Genomic DNA, 15,916 nt, shown 5'->3' with positions numbered 1-15,916 from the left:
TGATCGGCAAGGTCATTCAATGCTTTTCCAGGCCTGCTCCAGAGCGGCCTGAGACACGGGCGGCAGAACACCCAGCCGTACATGGCCAGCCAAACCAAAGCTTGCACAGTCCCGCAGCTTGATGCCCTTTGCACGCAGGCTGGCCAGAGGCGCGGCAAGTTCTGCCAACGGCAGCCCTGCGACAAAGTAATTGGCCTGATGACCGGGTACGACCTGCCAGCCCAGCCTCTCGCACAGCGCCAGCTGCTGCGCCTTCCAGCGGCGCAAGGTCATCAGGCTGTGGGCCAGCCATTGCTGCACCTCGTCCGTCACCCAGGCCTGCAGCATGGCCACACCATGCGAGCCCACCACCCAGGATGCCGCCAGCGCGTTCAGCGCCTGCAGCTCTGCGGCAGTGGCATGCAGGGGGGCAATCGCATAGGCAGCGCGCACGCCCGTCATGCCCAGGGCCTTGTTGGGCGTCCACAGCTGCCAGACACCGTCGAGATCGCGCCCGGGTGGCTCGCCCTCCAGCCATAACGGGCGATAGGCGCAATCCAGCACGCGCCACTCCTTCTGCGCCGGCGGCTGCTGCCAGGCGTCCCAGATGTCTTCCATCGCCCCCAGCGGGCTTGAAGGCTCGCAGGCCCAGCTCAGCACCGGCGGCACGGCCGTCTGCGCGCGCGGGCCAAGCGACAGCCGCCAGACTCGTGCGGCCTGCAGATAGTCGCCGTAGTGGTGCCGGGGAAACTGCACGCTTTTGGCGCCGCTGCGCACGGCATGCAACGTGATGCGGTGGATCAGCTCGCTGCTGCTGCCACCAATCAGGATGCGCTCGACCGCCACGCCATGAAAAGCCGCCAGCTGCGCGCGCAATGCCCTGTACTGCGGATCGGGGTACTGCGCGACATGGGCGGCCTGCAGCGCCTTCACGGCCATGGGACAAGGCCCGCAGGCATTGCGATTGGTCGAAAAATCATGCGCCGGAACGCCCAGCGCATCAGTGCCGCCATGCATGGCTGCCGCATTCGCATCAAACATTGGCAAGCAGCCTTCCTCTCCACAGAACAATCAAAATCATAGCTGCCAACGCAAGCAGGACATGCGATACGATTACTTTTGATGCAAATTTTACAGACATCTCCAGATCGGCCGCCTGCGGTGCCCGTCCCTGCGGGTTGAGTCGATAGACTCCAGGCTTGGAAAGCTGAACCCCCAATGCCTGGGCCATGGCCCCCATGGGCCAGCCACCATTGGGCGACGGCGTCACGCCAGCATCGCGCCTCAAATCGCTCCAGGACAGGCCACCGGCCAGCAGCGCCAGCCACATGGCGGTGATGCGCGCCGGAATCCAGTTCAGCACATCGTCGGCGCGGGCTGCCCATTTGCCCGTCCATTGCCAGTGGCGGCGGCGGTCGCCCTGGCCGCGCCAGCCAGGGTAGCCCCACATGGCATCGGCCGTATTGGCAAGACGATAGACGGCCGCCCCAGGCAAGCCTGCCACGGCGAACCAGAACAGCGGAGCAATCACGGAGTCGCTGAGGTTCTCGGCCAGGGTTTCGATGGCGCTTTCGCGCACGGTGGCCGCATCCAGTTGAGTCGTGTCGCGGCTCACCAGCCAGCTCAGGCGCTCCCGCCCGGCGGGCAGCGATTGCTGCAGTGCGGCCTCCACGGCCAGCACCTCGTCCTTGAGCATGCGCCAGGACAGCAGCGGCTTGAGCAGCACCCCCATCACCAGTCCCCAGAGCCACCAGGGGGCAAAACCCAGCATGAACTGGGCCAGGCCATAAACCATGAAAAACAGAGCAGCCAGTGCACACCAGACAAGCGCTGCCAAGCAGAAACGCAGATAGTCACTCTGCACTTCGGCACGCGGCGCAAGCGCCTGCCCCGACCAGCCCAGCAATTTGCCCATCAGCACCACCGGGTGCAGCCACACCGGCGGCTCGCCCCAAAGCCGGTCCAGCAGCAGGGCCACCAGCACGGCCAGCAGGGCAGCCTGCACATTGGCAGCCCAGTTGAGCGCCGCCAGATCGCTGGCAGTGAATGTCTGATAGAGCCATGCCAGCGGACTGAGAGAAAGACCGATCAGCTCAGTCCAGCCAAAACTCGTCATGCGCCAGTCTTGCCCTTGCCGGCGCATGGATCGCTGGCCGGCTTGCTCTGGCTCGCCGCAGCCACGACGCGCGCGTCGTCCCAGACATCGTCCATCAGCATATCTTCCAGAGGCGCCCGGCAGGCCCACTTTTCCTGCTGCAGCATGGGCTCGGCATAGTAGGCATCGACTGGGCCCAGGCAGAGCACGCCCAGCGGGTGGGCGCCTTCAGGCATCTGCAGCAATCGGGCCAGCGCCAGCGGATCGAAAATAGAGACCCAGCCCATGCCCAGACCTTCGGCACGCACGGCCAGCCAGAGGTTCTGGATGGCACAGGCGCTGCTGGCGATGTCCATCTCGGGCAGGGTTCGGCGACCGAAGATATGCGCCTCGCGCCCCGGCGGCATGGCCACGACCAGCACCTCGGCCGCATCGAGCACGCCCTGAACCTTGAGCTTCATGAAGTCTTCTTCACGTTCGCCCAGGGCCTGGGCGGTGCGCACGCGCTCCTCCTCGATCAGACCGTGGATCTGCAGGCGCAATTCGGCACTCTTGACCCGAATAAAACGCCAGGGCTGCATGAAGCCCACGCTGGGGGCGTGATGCGCGGCGCGCAACAGGCGCAGCAAGACCTCGTCGGAGACCTTACCGCCCGCAAAATGGCGCATGTCGCGGCGCTCATAGATGGCGCGGTAGACGGCAGCCCGCTCGGCCTCGGTGAAAGGCGTTGCGGCTATCGTCGCGAAGGGGCGGGTCTTGGATTCGGTCATGGAACTATTGTCGCGCCACAGACATGGCAAAAGCCATCAGTCTTCGATACCTCTTTGAGCGGGAATACCCGCCTGGAAGGCATGTTTGATCAGCGTCATCTCGGTCACGGTGTCGGCGATGTCAATGATCTCCTGCGGGCAGCGGCGGCCTGTCAGGCAGACATGCACATCCTTGGGGCGTGCCTTGAGCGTATCCAGTACATCCTGCAGCGGCAGCCAGCCATAGATCAACGGATAGGTGATCTCGTCGAGCACGACCAAAAACAGCTCACCCGAAAGAATATCTGCCTTGGCCTTTTCCCAGCCGTCACGCGCCAGCTGGGCGGAGTGATCGAGGTCCTTGCTCTTCCAGCTGAAGCCATCACCCAGCCCTTCGATGGGCAGTCCGACCTGCTCGGCCAGGCGATGCTCGCCAAAGCGGGCCGTTGGCACCTTCATGAACTGATAGACCTTGACGGCCTTGCCCCGGCCCGTGGCGCGAAAGGCCAGACCAAAGGCGGCCGTGCTCTTGCCCTTGCCATTGCCGGTGTTGACGATGATCAGGCCACGGCGCTCGCCCTCGGGCTTTTCGTAAGGCTTCTCGGTGGGAGGAGTTTCAATATTCATAGCTACTCTCGCTTGTCTATCAAGGGCTAAAGGACAAAAAGTCAAAAAATTTCGGCCAAACTCAGCTCAGGCGCGGCAAGGCCAGCCACAGGCCGTCGAGTTCGCGCACCTGTATGCGCCGGTCAAACACGGCCTCCAGCGCTGCATGGGTAGCGGGATCACCGCAAGCACCTTGATGCGTGATACGGCCGGCCTGCATGACGACCATTTCGTCAGCCAGCAGGGCAAAGGACAACTCGTGCAGCACGCTGACCAGGGTCGCGCCTTGTTGCACCAGACTGCGGGCCGTGAGCATCCAGTCGGTCTGGTGGGGCGGGTCAAGATTGGCCAGTGGCTCGTCCATCAGCAGCGTCCGAGCCTGCACCGCCAGGGCCCGTGCCAGCAGCACGCGCTGGCGTTCACCGCCCGATAGCTGGCCTATGCTGCGCTGGCGCCAGTCCCAGGCATGGGTCTGGCGCAGCGCCTGCTCCACGGCCTGGCGATCGGCGCTTGAGGCGGGAGCCAGCCAGCCCTGGTGGGGCAAGCGCCCCAGCATCACCAAGTCATAGACGGCCATATCGGCCGCCACCGGCTGGTTCTGGCCCAGCCAGGCCAGGGCCTTGGCACGCTCTCGGCCATTCCAGTCGCCGAGCTTGCGGCCCTGCAAAAACACGGCACCGCTTTGCCGCTGGTTGGCGGCACGCATGCCTGCCATGGCGCGCAGCAGCGTGGACTTGCCCGCGCCATTGGGGCCGACGATGGCCGTCCAGCGGCCTTTGGGGATCTGCAGACTAAGCTGACGCAGCACCTCGCGCTCGCCCAAATGCACGCTCAGGGCCTCGGTTGCCAAAGCGATTCCGGTCTCGATATTGCTGCTCATGCGCCCTCTCCAGACGGCATGGCGCCGCGTTGGTGCATCAGCCACAGCAGATAGCTGCCACCCAGCACGGCGGTGAGCACGCCCACGGGCAATTCCTGGGGAGCAATCAGCCAGCGTGCCAGCAGGTCGGCGGCCAGCAGCAGCACCGCCCCCATCAGGCTGCTGAGCACCAGCAGCCAGCGGTGCAGCGCACGCACCATGGAGCGCACCAGATGGGGCGCAGCCAGGCCTACAAAAGCGATCAGACCGGTCTGCGCCACGGCGGTGCCCGTAGCCAAGGCCAGCAGCACGATCAGCAACAGACGCAGCGGCGCCAGCGGCAGGCCCAGGCTATGGGCCGTGGCTTCGCCCAGCGCGAGTCCATCGAGCACGCGGCTCAGGCAGCAGGACAGCACCAGCGCAGGCAGCAGCACCCACAGCATGAGTGCGCAGGCATTCAAGCCCGCAAACGCCGTGCTGCCCAGCATGAAGGACTGCATGGCCTGCATGATGTCGGGGTTCATGAGCAGCACCAGCGATGCGGCGGCGCCCAGCACCACGCCTACCACCACACCGGCCAACAGCAGGCGCATGGTGTTCTGCACGCCCTTGGCCAGCACCAGGGTCAACACCACGGCAAGCACGGCACCGGCAAAGGCCGCGCCCGTCACGCCCCAGCGGGCCAGGCCGGCCAGCGCAAAAGGCGAGACACCCAGGGCAGCCATGGCCAGTGCCACTCCCAGCGATGCCCCCGAGGCACTGCCCAGCAAGTAGGGATCGGCCAGCGGGTTGCGAAACACGCCCTGCGCCACCGCCCCGGCCAACCCCAGCAGCCCTCCGGCCAGCAAGGCCGCCGCCGTACGCGGCAGGCGAATGTCCATCACGATCTGCCAGGCCAGCGGATCATGCCGGGCATGAAGCACGCTCTCGAACCCGGTGCTGCCGATACCCGCGCCCAACAGCGCCAGCAAAGCCGCAGCCAGTGTCAGCCACAGCAGCAGCCAGGCAGCGGCCAGCCCGCGCTGCCCCCTGCGGTGATGACTGGAGATGCAGGCTTTCATGGGCTCTTGCCCTGACTCGCCGCCAGACGTTGCAGACACTGGACGATGATTTGCGCTCCCTCCGCCATGCGTGGGCCGGGACGCACCAGAATGTCGGATTGCTCGGGCGTGAAGGCGCAGATCGCGCCCTGCTTCACCGCCCGCATCTGGGCCCAGCCCGGATACTCGGGCACACCGGATTTCCAGGCTCGCTCGCCGGCCATCAGAATGTCCGGGTCCAGCTTGACCACATATTCGGGGTTCAGGCGCGGAAACGGACCTTGCCTGGCATCGATCACATTGCGCAAATGCAGCCGCGTCAGTGTCTGGCCGATAAACGATTTTTCACCAGCGGCATAAGGGCCACGGCTGGCTTCAAAGTAAACGCGCTGACCGCGCATGGCCTCAGGCACACCGGCTGCAGCCTTGTTCAGGTCGGCTTCGATTCCGGCCCAGACGCGGTCTGCTCCCTGGGCTGGAGGCAAGGCCAGCAGTTGGCCCATCTTCTGCATCACGGTGCGCGCTTCCTCGTGGGTGCGCGGCTCCAGCGCCACTACTTTGAGGCCCAGCGCTTCCATGCGTGCAATGGCCCGTGACGCCATGGAAACCAGCACCAGATCGGGCTTGAGCGCCACAATGCTCTCGATATTCGGATCCAGCCCCCCGCCCACCACGGGCAAGGTCTTCACATGGGCGGGCCAGTTGGAATAGCGATCCACCCCCACCAGACGCTCGCAGCCGCCCAGCGCGCACAGGCTCTCGGTCAGCGAAGGCAGCAGGCTGACGATGCGCTGCGGCGGCTTGGCCAGTTGCACCTGGATGCCGCGCGCATCAGAAATCTGCACGGGTTGAGCCACTGCAGGCAGGACGCTGACAAGCAGCAAGCCTGCCGCGACACAGGCCGCCAGGCGTTGGGTGATCGCTTTCATGCCTGCGGCCCTTTCAGCGCCAGTGGCAAGCCGGCGCACATCAGCGTGACGCTTTCGCAATGCGCAGCCGCCTGCTGATTGAGCAAGCCCAGTGCATCGACAAAGGCGCGCACTTCGCGCCCCATGGGAATCACGCCCAGACCGATTTCGTTGCCAACGAGAATGACGGGGCCGGACGCGGCATCAAGCGCTTTCAAAAAGAGAGCTAGCTGCGCTTGCCAGTCATGGGATTGAGGCTGATTTACCTCAAAACCCTCAGCCTGCACCGGCATCAGCCAGTTCGTCAGCCACAAGGTCAGGCAATCAATCACCAGCAGTCGCTGCGGGCTGCTGTGCCGGGCCAGCACCTGGGCCAGCTCGCGCGGCTCCTCTATGGTCTGCATGCCGGGCACGCGCTCGGCACGATCACGCTGGTGGCGCGCAATACGCTCGCTCATTTCCGCGTCCCAGGCCTGACCGGTGGCCACCAGCACAGCCTGATGCCCGGCGTCTGCCTGCAGCCACTGGCGCGCCAGCAACTCTGCGCGACGGGATTTTCCGCTTTTCTGCCCGCCCAGTATGAGCTGGGTACGCGGCATGACGAAGGAGACTGTGCTTGCAGGGCTCATGGTGATGGACTAAATAATCAGCCTTTGATTGTTGCGCCAAAAAGCGCCGCCACCGCCGATGGGCAGGACGGAAACCAGGCATGAAAGTAGCTGGCCTGCACACTGCCACACTGATACAGCGCCTCGCCACGGTCGGCCTGCACGGCCGCGCCGGGGCGGCTGCTGCGCGTGAGCACCGGCATGGCTGTCTCCAGTCTTGTGTAGTGAAAGGTATGACCGCGCAACAGGCCGGCATCAAGTGCCAGCTGTTGCATGCCCAGACCGCCAAGCCTGCTCTGCATCACAACCTGACCGGGCAGCAGCCCCCACATGGGCTGGGTGCTGCCGTCCAGGGCGGTCACACCATCGCACAGCGCCAGCATGCCGCCGCACTCTGCCCAGACCGGCTTGCCCTGCGCAATATGCTGGGCAATGCCGTCGCGCAACTGCCGGTTCTCATGCAGAGCCCGCGCATGCAGTTCCGGATAGCCGCCGGGCAGCCAGATCGCATCGCAGGGCGGCAGCGCATCGCCAGCCAGTGGCGAGAAAAAACACAGCTCTGCCCCCATGGCCCGCAGACAGTTCAGATTGGCGGGATAGATAAACGAAAACGCTGCATCGCGCGCAATGGCAATGCGACGTCCGCCCAGCCATGGCTCCAAGCGGGGCTGAGCCGCGCCAATGTCCGGCGCGGCAAAGTCCACACACCAATCCTGCCAGCTGGGCTGCCCGTCATCCGAGCTCCAGGCCCTCTGCCCCAGTGGCGTCTGGGCCAGGGCATCGGCTGCAGCATCCAGGCGCTGCAGCGCATCGCCGAGCTCGTGGGCGGCGATCAGGCCCAGGTGGCGCTCCGGCAGCAGCGCCGCAGACCTGGCCTTGACCGCCACATCGCCCAGTTGCACTCCGGGCATGGCCCCGAGCCACATAGACTGGTCGCGCAGGCCTTGCCGGAGCAGATCCGCATGATGCGCCGTGGCCACCCGGTTGGCCAGCATGCCGGCCCAGCGCAGGCCGGCCTGGTAATGCTGCAAGCCGTAGGCCAGCGCCCCGAAAGTGCCCGCCATGGCCGATGCATCGACCACGGCCAACACCGGCAGACCCAGCAACTGCGCCAGATCGCCCGCGCTGAAGTTGCCGTCGAACAGGCCCATCACGCCTTCGACAAGAATCAGGTCAGCCTCCTGGGCCGCCTCATGCAGGCGTTGGCGCACATCCGCCTCGCCCGTCATCCACAAATCCACCGAATGCACGGGCGAACCACTGGCCAGCTCATGCCAGTAGGGGTCCAGAAAATCCGGCCCGCACTTGAATACGCGCACCTTGCGTCCCTGACGCGCATGCAGCCGTGCCAAGGCCGCCGTCACGGTGGTCTTGCCCTGGCCAGAGGCCGGAGCACTGATCAGCACCGCGGGGCAGCGGTTGGTTTTTTCCGGCATTGCGATGGATGTCATGGCGACCCTGTTCAGTTAGCTTCCCACTTCACACCGATATAGCCGCTGCGGCCTTCGGTGGCATAGGTTCGGGCCAGCTCATAGCGCTTGTCAGCCAGATTGTTGATGCGTGCCACCAGGCTCCATTCACGTGTCAGCTGCTTTTGTGCACTCAGATTCCAGAGCGTGTAGCCGCCCAGCACAGTCTTGTTGGCAGCATCGTCAAAGCGCTTTCCGGCGGCCTGCATTTCGACGCCCAGCCTCCAGCCGGCCAGTGTGGTGTCGGCAGACAGATTGGCGTAACGCTTGGAGCGGCGAGCCAGTTGCAGATCCTTATCGGTATCTCGCGGATCCTGGAAGTCCACCGAACCTTGCAGATTCACCATGCCCAAGCGAGTGGTGGCGGCCAGGGTGATGCCTTCGTAACGGGCCTTGGCCACGTTGGCATAGCAGCCGCCGTAAAGGCCGGTATTGCCCGCACAGGTGCCCGTCCCACCCACATAGTTGATGAGATTGGATACATTGTTGCGATAAAGCGTGGCCGAGAAGCTGTCGCTGCCCTTGCCCCATTTCAGGCCCAGTTCCACATTGCGGCCTTTTTCAGGCGACAGGCTGGCATCGCCATATTGGCTGAAGCGCTGATAGAGCGTAGGTGCACGAAAGGCAGTGCCGGCCGATGCGGTTGCGCGCCAGTTGGGCATGAACTCATAGCCATACGCAGCGCTGCCCGTGGTGTGGCCGCCTAACTCGCTGTCGCGGTCATGACGGGCATTGAGCTGCAGCGTGTGCTTTCCCGCGTGCAGTCCGTAGCCCAGTGCCAGCGCGTTCTGGGAGCGATTGCGGCTGCCGATATCCAGGCCGTTGTTGACCAGCTTGTCCTCGCGGCGCTCCAGCGCGGCCGTCACGGTCTGCGCTCCCAGCCGCCACTCATTCTGGAACAGATAGCTGTGCAGACGCGTGTCGGTTTCATAGACACTGGGCTTGGTCTGGTAGAAATCGCGTGACTGCGTGTACTGAAGGCGCGTGCTGTAGACATCGCTCCACTTGGCCAGCCAGTTCAGGCCTACCGCATTCATCTTGTAGATGCTGCGGTCGTCGGCCATGGGGCTGGTCTTGGAGACAGTGGCGTCATAGCCTGCGTTCATATAGCTGGTCAGAGCTGTGGCCTCAACACGTTGATTGCTGTTGATCTGGTAGCCCACACGGCCGTTGAAGGCGTTGCTGCGATAGCCATCCGCATCGGGATTGAAGCCCGCAGAGGTCTTGGCATTGAAGCCGTTGCTGCTGGCATGCGAAACACCCAGGCTGTAATCCCAGCCCGCAACACCGCCGCTGATGCCTGCCTGAGCCTTCACCGTGCCACGACTGCCCCAACCCAGACCCGCATAGGGCTTGGCTTTGCCCTCGCCCTTTTTGGTGAAGATCTGCACCACGCCGCCCATGGCGTCTGAGCCGTAGACAGCCGCCGCCGAGCCGCGCAACACTTCAATGCGGTCGATCGCTTCCAGCGGAATATCCTGCCAGGATGCACCGCCCGTGGACTGGGAGTCCACACGCACTCCATCGATATAGACGGCAGTGAAACGTGTGTCGGCACCGCGCAGATAAACGCTGGTGGTAGAGCCAGCACCACCGTTGCGCACCATCTGCACACCCGGTAGGCGCGAGAGCACATCGGCCACACCCACGGCCCCCGCAGTTTCAATCGTTTCGCGACCCACCACCGACATATCGGCCACCAGATCCGACAAAGGCTGTTCGATGCGATTGGCGGTGACCACGGTTTCTTTCATCTGCACCGCATCGGCCTGCGCAGCTGACTGAGCCTGTGCGGCAAACGCCATGGCCAACGCAGATGCCAGCAAGGTGGGACGGAGAACAAAAGAGGAGGCGCGTGCGCGCGAAGCCACCTGCGCCAGGCGCAGGGACGAAGATTGCGGACTCATGGAAAGCACACTTGAATACGCCCATGCCAGCCTACCCGCCGACATTGAGCAAACATACCTGCACACAATGCAGGCAACCCATGTTGGCCGGTATCCGGGCTAGGCGAATCATCCTCTTGCCGGCCTTCCCAGCGCGCAGCGCCAGTGGCCATGGGGGAAAAGGCGGAATGCCGCAGCACTCCATTCGCCGACCGTTGCGGGGGCAGCGCAGGTTCGGAGAGCCAGTGCATCTGGCCAGCCCCTCCCTGCTTCCCGTTGAACTGAGACCACAGAAAAGCAGCCTCGAGCACCAACAGGCGCCCATTGTAATGAGCGCTACGCGGCGCAAATCCTTCATTCGAAGTAGCCTTGCGCGGTTCAGGTGACGATTTTTTACCTTAAACACGCGTTTGAGGCACACAGAACTTGCGCAGCACGCTACGATTTTGAGAGAAATCTTGCAGTTTCCCGACTGCGGCAGTCAAGCAGGCCGTGCTCTGGCGCAAACTGCGAATTTGCCTGCACATTTATACTCACCCACGGACTGCAAGACCTACAATGGCAGAGTCTATGACCACCCAGCCCTCTCTTGATCTCATTGCCGAGCGCGTAGAGCGTCTGCTGGTGCGCCACGAGGAACTGCAGCGCACCAACACCCTGCTCACCGATCAGGTCATCGCTCTGACGCAAGAGCGCGATTTGCTGCGTCTGCGCCTGCAGGCCGCTCGTGCGCGCGTCGATGCATTGATCGAACGCCTGCCCGCCAACCAGGGAGAGTGACAGCCGTCACCCTCCATCACCAGACCCGCCACTGACGCCCATGAAGCAGATCGATGTGCAAATCATGCAGCAAAGCTATGTGCTGACCTGCCCCGATGGTCAAGAAGAACGAGTGCAGGAAGCCGTTCGCCGCGTGGATGAGGCGATGACCCGCATCCGCGACAGCGGCAAGGTCCGTTCGCGCGAGCGCGTGGCAGTGCTGGCAGCCCTCAATATGGCGTTCGATGTGCTCGACCGCGATGCCCAGCAAGCCCACATGGCCAATGCCCAGGCTGAAATGCAGGCACTCGTTCAGGAGCAGAGCGCGGCCTCCGAGGTCAGTGCAGCCGCCCAGGCCGAATTGCAGCGTCAGCAGGAGCTGGCAGAGCAACTGGTGCTCAGGCTCGATCAGGCTCTGGATGCCGATGCCAGGCTGCTTTGATCAGTTAACCTCGGCAACAAAGCAGTCATGAGCTGCGCACGACAGCCAATACCAGCTAGAATCAAACCGTCTGCAAATCTGCCGGTTTTTATATTTCCTTGAACCAATGCTCAACGAGCATGGGCTTGATAAATCACCTATTGAGCGTGATCGTCTCGCGTCAGATGAACCCAACGATAGGTTGCTCTTGCCCACCTGAACCCCCGGTTCAGGATGACGAGCCGGTGGCATTTGCAGACACCTTTACCGACAAGCTGTTGATGTAGTTGGTTTACAGCCATGAACGTGGTCCTGCACATCAAACAAAGCCACGCTAGGCATCAACAACTTGCAAATCTGGATTGATGATTGGCCCGCATTGCGGGCCTTTTTCTTGCCCTATCGCCTGAGACCATTCAGACAGCAGACCTTGATCTGCGCTGGCTGCACCCAAGGCTTTAGGTGCCCCCCGGAAATCGATGTTCCGGCAAATCCCGGCTGACACACCTGCACCCGCAACATGCCCAAGCGACTTCAGACACGCATGCAACTTCAGCCCTCAGCCGTTTGCGCAAGCGCCCGCCATTCCTGGAAGCACCCGAAGGTCAGTTATGCGCATCGGTGAGCTCGCGGCACTCACAGGCTGCACACCCAAGGCGCTCCGCCTCTACGAGGCCCACGGTTTGCTCGGCACCGTGGCGCGCATAGGCAGTTACCGCAGCTATGGCTCTGAGGATGTGCAGCGCGTGCAATGGATTCGCCAGGCGCTGGCACTGGGATTTCGCTTGGCTGCGCTTCAGCCGCTACGCGCCATCGACACCGCCGCGGGCGCTGCAGCCGTCCTTGAACTGATCCAGTCCCGGCGACATGCCATTGCCGACGAGCTGGCGCAGTTGCAGGCTGCAGACACCGCTCTTGCGGCGCTGAGCGTGGAGTTGGCCAGTTGTGAGGACTCAATTGGGTGCGCGACGCCAGACAGGCTCCCGATCCGATCCAGCGCTTGACTTTGTCCCACGGGGCAAGGTGATGCTGGCGGCCTCCAAACTCCGCGAGCCTCTATCGCCATGTCCCGTCGCATCCTCATCATCCTCGGCCAGCCCTCTTCCCACAGCCTGTGTGCAAGCCTGGCTCACACCTATGCCGACGCCGCGCGCCGGTCCGGAGCCGAAGTACGCCTGCTGTCACTTGGGGAAATGTATTTCGATCCCATCCTTCGCCATGGATATGCGCATGTCCAGCCGCTGGAACCCGACCTGCGGGATGCACAGATCGACATTGCCTGGGCCCAGCATCTGGTATGGGTCTATCCCATCTGGTGGGGCGGACTGCCAGCACTACTCAAGGGCTTTCTGGATCGCATCTTCCTTCCAGGCTTCGCCTTCAAGTACCGAGCCAATTCCGTGTTGTGGGATCGCCTGCTGACAGGCCGCACCGCCGAACTACTGGTGACCATGGACTCCCCGCCGTGGTACTACAGATGGGTGCAGCGCCAACCCGGTCACCGGCAAATGAAGCAGGCCATCCTGGAGTTCAGCGGGATCAGGCCCGTGCGCGTGCACAGCTTTGGCCCGGTGGTCAATTCCAGCGATGCAGCGCGAGCGGGCTGGATCAGACGCGCATGCAAGCTGGGTGCTCGTGCAGGCGCCTGAGGTCTGTTTCCCCATGCATTGCGCATGAGAGGCGGCCGGCGGGTGAACTCCTTGTGTGCAGTTCCTCGCATGCAAGGCATACGAGTATTGACACCTATCGGTCGGGTGCAGCGCCCCCGCAATCACGGCGGCGTACAGCCCATCCATGACTTACTTGTTGTCCTGCAACACCTCGGGCACCACATTGGATGGAGTTGATTCGGAGACGGCCGCCTTGCGCTGAGCCTTCTCCTCCTTTTTTTTCTTCTTCTCCAACTCGCGTTGCCGTTTTTCGAAGGGATAGTTTGGTTTGGGCATCGGAGCTTCCTTGGAGTTTTACGCAGCTCACCATAACCGATATCCCGGTTTGCGTCATGCGCCGGACATGGCTGGAGCGGACAACAAGCTGCCTCCGGCTAGTCGTTTTGCCCCAGGACGACGAGAACCGCGCCGCCGAGGAGCAACAAGACTGCCAAAGCAAGCCAAAGTTCGAGATAGGCAATGCTGCCCCGTGCATCCAAAGCAAATCCCGCCGCGCACGACAGTGCAGCACTGACCAATAACAGTGTTCCCAATTTACTGCGCAGCATGGCTTGTATCCGTGCTTCTCTCTCAATGATGGCTTGATGACGACAATGCCGACCAGGCATCCCAGCCGCCATCAGCTTCCGAATACCAGGGTCGGCCCAACGATGTCTATTTTCGACGATGACCATGGCTTGCGAAGCCAAGTCTCAAGGGTTTTGTTACCGAAGGTAGAACATGACTCCTGCGTTTCAGGGGCCCACTCGAGCATGGGTTCAACGAGTCGTAACATCGAAACCCAGAAGCCTCCCGAGCCCGATACCCAAAGCGTTCGCGCGTGCACCATCTGTACCAAGCTTGACGCCGATGACATGGCCTGGCAGCAGGGCTTGGCAAACAAAGCAAGCAGGATCCCGGAACTGGTAAGAAGAAGAGTTAAGCTCTGCGCCCGAGGAATGCACGCACTCACACTGAGAGCAGGTGCAGGCAGCGGCTCAGTTTAGTTGGAGAGTTGAATGAATGGTTCCGCGATAGCGGCACTGCTACCGGTGATTGCATTGATCGGTACGGGGTTCGGTGTGGCACGTGCAGGACTGGTGCGGCAGACAGCAGTCAAGGATATGTCCAATCTGGTGTTTCTGCTGCTGCTGCCGGCACTGCTGTTTCGCACCATGGCCCAGGTGCATGTCGGTGAACTGGACTATCGACCGATCGGCGTGTACTTTCTTTCGGCCATCATCGTGTTCGTGGCAACAATGCTGGTCTATGGCTTCAACACATTGGCTGCGGCGCGTGGCTTAGCCAGCATGTTCAGCAATGCTGCCATGATCGGCGTGCCACTGGTGGGCCTGGCTTTTGGCGAGCAAGGATTGGTGACGTTGTTCACCCTGATCTCGGTGCACGCCCTGGTACTGCTGACGGCCGCGACCATGGTGTTCGAACTGGCCTCCTCTCGTGAGCAACATACAGACGACACCCACGGCAGGCGATCCCTGGGGAGCACGGTCTGGCAGGCGGTACGCAACAGCATCATCCACCCTGTGCCACTGCCGATTCTGGCCGGTCTGCTGTGGTCGCTGACAGGCTGGCCCCTACCCGAGGTGCTCGATACCTCGCTCAAGATGCTGGGCTCTGCCATGGGCCCCATGGCACTGCTGCTCGTCGGCATCACCCTGGCCTTCACCAAGATCGGTGCCCACTGGCGCCCCGCAATGCGCATCACGCTGGTCAAATCGCTGGTGCATCCCCTGGTGTTTCTCGCCTGCGCCTGGCTGCTGCAGCTGCACGGTCCGGCCATGGGCGTGATGCTGATCTGCTCGGCCTTGCCTGTGGGCGCCAATGCCTTGCTCTTCACCCAGCGCTACCGGGTCGCCCAGGACGAAGTGGTCGCCGGCATTGCGCTGTCCACTTTGCTGGCCCTGGTGACCATGCCGCTGCTGCTGATGCTGCTGCATGTCTTGCATGGGACCTGAGCATGATTCTCAGGCTCGGCCGCGCAGGCTCTACGGCATCGCACGGCGCCACGAGCCGGACCATGCCCGACATCCTCAAGGAGCTTCATTGACCACCGTCCTCATTCCAGGCTTCATGCTCGATCAAGACTTATGGTCTGACATCGGGCCGTTTCTGCAAACACGTGCCCCTCTTGTCCATGCGGATCTCGCTTCCGCCGACTCGATTGAGGGGATGGCACAGCACACCATAGGCATGATCCCCGCCGGTCCATTCGACGTGATCGGGTTCTCAATGGGAGGCTATGTGGCGCGTGAAATCGCGAGACTTGCCCCGGACCGGGTCAGGCAACTCGTGCTTATCGCCACCTCGTCGCGCGGCGACACGGAGCTGCAAGCGCGGCGCAAGGTCGATGCAGCCATGGCTGCTCCCAAGACCTTTGCCGGCGTGAACCGGAGATCCATTCGTCAATCATTGGCGCCACAACGGGAGCAGGATGAACAACTGTTGAATCGCATCCATGCAATGAGCGTGCGCCTTGGTGGAGACACTTTTCGCCGCCAGGCACTGCTACGCCGCGAAGGCGACACGGACAGGCTGAGCGAGATCCGGTGTCCAACCCTGATCCTTGCGGGCGAGCAAGATCGCTTGCGCGGCCTGGATGAGTCCATGGAGTTGCACCAGGGCATCCGAGGATCGGAGCTGAAGACCATCAATGCCGGCCATATGCTGCCCATGGAGGCTCCCACGGAAACCCAGACCATGCTGGAGCAATTTCTTCAGCACTATCTCGCATAGTCGGCTGTCCACCTTGAAATCAGGCTGGCCCGTCACACGGGCAAAGGCAGCGGGCGCCATTTTCGGCAGTTGCAGATTGTGGCCTCGTGGGTAGCAGTGCTCCGAACGCTCGACGCAAGAGCTGTCACTGACCA

At 62.8% G+C, this 15,916-nt stretch carries 18 protein-coding genes and 1 riboswitch; of the genes, 6 read left to right on the top strand and 12 right to left on the bottom strand.

Annotation, left to right across the window (positions count from 1 at the left end):
* Nucleotides 1-12 precede the first annotated feature (12 nt).
* The 10 genes from DJFAAGMI_RS03470 to DJFAAGMI_RS03425 form a co-directional block, all read right to left on the bottom strand.
* Entirely contained in the window at nucleotides 13-1,020 is a 1,008-nt protein-coding gene (locus DJFAAGMI_RS03470; RefSeq protein ID WP_211455942.1) for an aminotransferase class I/II-fold pyridoxal phosphate-dependent enzyme, read from the bottom strand.
* On the bottom strand, nucleotides 1,013-2,095 hold the full coding sequence (cbiB, locus tag DJFAAGMI_RS03465; RefSeq protein WP_211455941.1) for an adenosylcobinamide-phosphate synthase CbiB: 1,083 nt from the start codon (nucleotides 2,093-2,095) through the stop codon (nucleotides 1,013-1,015). Before cbiB ends, DJFAAGMI_RS03470 begins: the two co-directional genes overlap by 8 nt.
* Complete coding sequence (gene bluB, locus DJFAAGMI_RS03460) at nucleotides 2,092-2,844, bottom strand: 5,6-dimethylbenzimidazole synthase (protein WP_043004131.1); 753 nt, start codon at nucleotides 2,842-2,844, stop codon at nucleotides 2,092-2,094. Before bluB ends, cbiB begins: the two co-directional genes overlap by 4 nt.
* 36 nt (nucleotides 2,845-2,880) lie before the next feature.
* Nucleotides 2,881-3,450 (bottom strand): cob(I)yrinic acid a,c-diamide adenosyltransferase, encoded by a 570-nt coding sequence (cobO, locus tag DJFAAGMI_RS03455; RefSeq protein WP_211455940.1) that lies wholly within the window; start codon nucleotides 3,448-3,450, stop codon nucleotides 2,881-2,883.
* 61 nt (nucleotides 3,451-3,511) lie between these two features.
* Nucleotides 3,512-4,309: an ABC transporter ATP-binding protein gene (locus DJFAAGMI_RS03450; RefSeq protein ID WP_211455939.1), complete on the bottom strand. Its 798-nt coding sequence runs from the start codon at nucleotides 4,307-4,309 to the stop codon at nucleotides 3,512-3,514.
* Nucleotides 4,306-5,349 (bottom strand): FecCD family ABC transporter permease, encoded by a 1,044-nt coding sequence (locus tag DJFAAGMI_RS03445; RefSeq protein ID WP_211455938.1) that lies wholly within the window; start codon nucleotides 5,347-5,349, stop codon nucleotides 4,306-4,308. Before DJFAAGMI_RS03445 ends, DJFAAGMI_RS03450 begins: the two co-directional genes overlap by 4 nt.
* Entirely contained in the window at nucleotides 5,346-6,257 is a 912-nt protein-coding gene (locus tag DJFAAGMI_RS03440) for an ABC transporter substrate-binding protein (RefSeq protein ID WP_211455937.1), read from the bottom strand. The genes DJFAAGMI_RS03445 and DJFAAGMI_RS03440 overlap by 4 nt, the downstream gene beginning before the upstream one ends.
* On the bottom strand, nucleotides 6,254-6,835 hold the full coding sequence (locus DJFAAGMI_RS03435) for a bifunctional adenosylcobinamide kinase/adenosylcobinamide-phosphate guanylyltransferase (RefSeq protein ID WP_211455936.1): 582 nt from the start codon (nucleotides 6,833-6,835) through the stop codon (nucleotides 6,254-6,256). Before DJFAAGMI_RS03435 ends, DJFAAGMI_RS03440 begins: the two co-directional genes overlap by 4 nt.
* A gap of 47 nt (nucleotides 6,836-6,882) precedes the next feature.
* On the bottom strand, nucleotides 6,883-8,295 hold the full coding sequence (locus tag DJFAAGMI_RS03430) for a cobyrinic acid a,c-diamide synthase CobB (protein WP_211455935.1): 1,413 nt from the start codon (nucleotides 8,293-8,295) through the stop codon (nucleotides 6,883-6,885).
* A gap of 11 nt (nucleotides 8,296-8,306) precedes the next feature.
* Complete coding sequence (locus tag DJFAAGMI_RS03425; RefSeq protein WP_211455934.1) at nucleotides 8,307-10,220, bottom strand: TonB-dependent receptor domain-containing protein; 1,914 nt, start codon at nucleotides 10,218-10,220, stop codon at nucleotides 8,307-8,309.
* 68 nt (nucleotides 10,221-10,288) lie between these two features.
* Nucleotides 10,289-10,529: riboswitch (cobalamin riboswitch) on the bottom strand.
* A gap of 240 nt (nucleotides 10,530-10,769) precedes the next feature.
* On the opposite strand from DJFAAGMI_RS03425, the gene DJFAAGMI_RS03420 reads away from it, so the two are divergent.
* From DJFAAGMI_RS03420 to DJFAAGMI_RS03405, 4 genes are all read left to right on the top strand, one after another.
* On the top strand, nucleotides 10,770-10,979 hold the full coding sequence (locus DJFAAGMI_RS03420; protein WP_003063053.1) for a hypothetical protein: 210 nt from the start codon (nucleotides 10,770-10,772) through the stop codon (nucleotides 10,977-10,979).
* Nucleotides 10,980-11,019: 40 nt separating this feature from the next.
* Nucleotides 11,020-11,400, top strand: a complete 381-nt coding sequence (locus DJFAAGMI_RS03415) for a cell division protein ZapA (protein WP_211455933.1) — start codon at nucleotides 11,020-11,022, stop codon at nucleotides 11,398-11,400.
* Nucleotides 11,401-11,990: 590 nt separating this feature from the next.
* Nucleotides 11,991-12,383 (top strand): MerR family transcriptional regulator, encoded by a 393-nt coding sequence (locus DJFAAGMI_RS03410; protein ID WP_211455932.1) that lies wholly within the window; start codon nucleotides 11,991-11,993, stop codon nucleotides 12,381-12,383.
* A 60-nt stretch (nucleotides 12,384-12,443) separates the two neighbouring features.
* On the top strand, nucleotides 12,444-13,028 hold the full coding sequence (locus DJFAAGMI_RS03405) for an NAD(P)H-dependent oxidoreductase (protein ID WP_211455931.1): 585 nt from the start codon (nucleotides 12,444-12,446) through the stop codon (nucleotides 13,026-13,028).
* Between the two features lie 150 nt (nucleotides 13,029-13,178).
* Here the strand turns inward: DJFAAGMI_RS03405 and DJFAAGMI_RS03400 are convergent, their stop codons facing one another.
* Both DJFAAGMI_RS03400 and DJFAAGMI_RS03395 read right to left on the bottom strand, forming a co-directional pair.
* Complete coding sequence (locus DJFAAGMI_RS03400) at nucleotides 13,179-13,325, bottom strand: hypothetical protein (RefSeq protein WP_211455930.1); 147 nt, start codon at nucleotides 13,323-13,325, stop codon at nucleotides 13,179-13,181.
* Between the two features lie 98 nt (nucleotides 13,326-13,423).
* On the bottom strand, nucleotides 13,424-13,723 hold the full coding sequence (locus DJFAAGMI_RS03395) for a hypothetical protein (protein WP_211456788.1): 300 nt from the start codon (nucleotides 13,721-13,723) through the stop codon (nucleotides 13,424-13,426).
* Between the two features lie 324 nt (nucleotides 13,724-14,047).
* Here DJFAAGMI_RS03395 and DJFAAGMI_RS03390 point away from each other — a divergent pair, with 324 nt between their 5' ends.
* Both DJFAAGMI_RS03390 and DJFAAGMI_RS03385 read left to right on the top strand, forming a co-directional pair.
* Nucleotides 14,048-15,004, top strand: coding sequence for an AEC family transporter (locus DJFAAGMI_RS03390; protein WP_211455929.1), 957 nt, complete (start codon nucleotides 14,048-14,050; stop codon nucleotides 15,002-15,004).
* An 88-nt stretch (nucleotides 15,005-15,092) separates the two neighbouring features.
* Nucleotides 15,093-15,782 carry an alpha/beta fold hydrolase gene (locus DJFAAGMI_RS03385; protein WP_249333748.1) on the top strand — a complete coding sequence of 230 codons (690 nt, stop codon included), beginning with the start codon at nucleotides 15,093-15,095 and terminating at the stop codon, nucleotides 15,780-15,782.
* Nucleotides 15,783-15,916 lie beyond the last annotated feature (134 nt).

It is taken from the genome of Comamonas brasiliensis, from assembly GCF_018292285.1.
GTDB classification, from domain to species: Bacteria; Pseudomonadota; Gammaproteobacteria; order Burkholderiales; family Burkholderiaceae_C; genus Comamonas; species Comamonas brasiliensis.
The sequence above is the reverse complement of the archived record's forward strand: the minus strand, read 5'-3'. Positions and strand labels throughout refer to the sequence as shown.

Bases quoted from the DNA above. Each gene is read 5' to 3' on its own strand.
- DJFAAGMI_RS03470 (WP_211455942.1), bottom strand. From the start codon at position 1,020: ATGTTTGATGCGAATGCGGCAGCCATGCATGGCGGCACTGATGCGCTG.
- cbiB (WP_211455941.1), bottom strand. From the start codon at position 2,095: ATGACGAGTTTTGGCTGGACTGAGCTGATCGGTCTTTCTCTCAGTCCG.
- bluB (WP_043004131.1), bottom strand. From the start codon at position 2,844: ATGACCGAATCCAAGACCCGCCCCTTCGCGACGATAGCCGCAACGCCT.
- cobO (WP_211455940.1), bottom strand. From the start codon at position 3,450: ATGAATATTGAAACTCCTCCCACCGAGAAGCCTTACGAAAAGCCCGAG.
- DJFAAGMI_RS03450 (WP_211455939.1), bottom strand. From the start codon at position 4,309: ATGAGCAGCAATATCGAGACCGGAATCGCTTTGGCAACCGAGGCCCTG.
- DJFAAGMI_RS03445 (WP_211455938.1), bottom strand. From the start codon at position 5,349: ATGAAAGCCTGCATCTCCAGTCATCACCGCAGGGGGCAGCGCGGGCTG.
- DJFAAGMI_RS03440 (WP_211455937.1), bottom strand. From the start codon at position 6,257: ATGAAAGCGATCACCCAACGCCTGGCGGCCTGTGTCGCGGCAGGCTTG.
- DJFAAGMI_RS03435 (WP_211455936.1), bottom strand. From the start codon at position 6,835: ATGCCGCGTACCCAGCTCATACTGGGCGGGCAGAAAAGCGGAAAATCC.
- DJFAAGMI_RS03430 (WP_211455935.1), bottom strand. From the start codon at position 8,295: ATGACATCCATCGCAATGCCGGAAAAAACCAACCGCTGCCCCGCGGTG.
- DJFAAGMI_RS03425 (WP_211455934.1), bottom strand. From the start codon at position 10,220: ATGAGTCCGCAATCTTCGTCCCTGCGCCTGGCGCAGGTGGCTTCGCGC.
- DJFAAGMI_RS03420 (WP_003063053.1), top strand. From the start codon at position 10,770: ATGACCACCCAGCCCTCTCTTGATCTCATTGCCGAGCGCGTAGAGCGT.
- DJFAAGMI_RS03415 (WP_211455933.1), top strand. From the start codon at position 11,020: ATGAAGCAGATCGATGTGCAAATCATGCAGCAAAGCTATGTGCTGACC.
- DJFAAGMI_RS03410 (WP_211455932.1), top strand. From the start codon at position 11,991: ATGCGCATCGGTGAGCTCGCGGCACTCACAGGCTGCACACCCAAGGCG.
- DJFAAGMI_RS03405 (WP_211455931.1), top strand. From the start codon at position 12,444: ATGTCCCGTCGCATCCTCATCATCCTCGGCCAGCCCTCTTCCCACAGC.
- DJFAAGMI_RS03400 (WP_211455930.1), bottom strand. From the start codon at position 13,325: ATGCCCAAACCAAACTATCCCTTCGAAAAACGGCAACGCGAGTTGGAG.
- DJFAAGMI_RS03395 (WP_211456788.1), bottom strand. From the start codon at position 13,723: ATGGTCATCGTCGAAAATAGACATCGTTGGGCCGACCCTGGTATTCGG.
- DJFAAGMI_RS03390 (WP_211455929.1), top strand. From the start codon at position 14,048: ATGAATGGTTCCGCGATAGCGGCACTGCTACCGGTGATTGCATTGATC.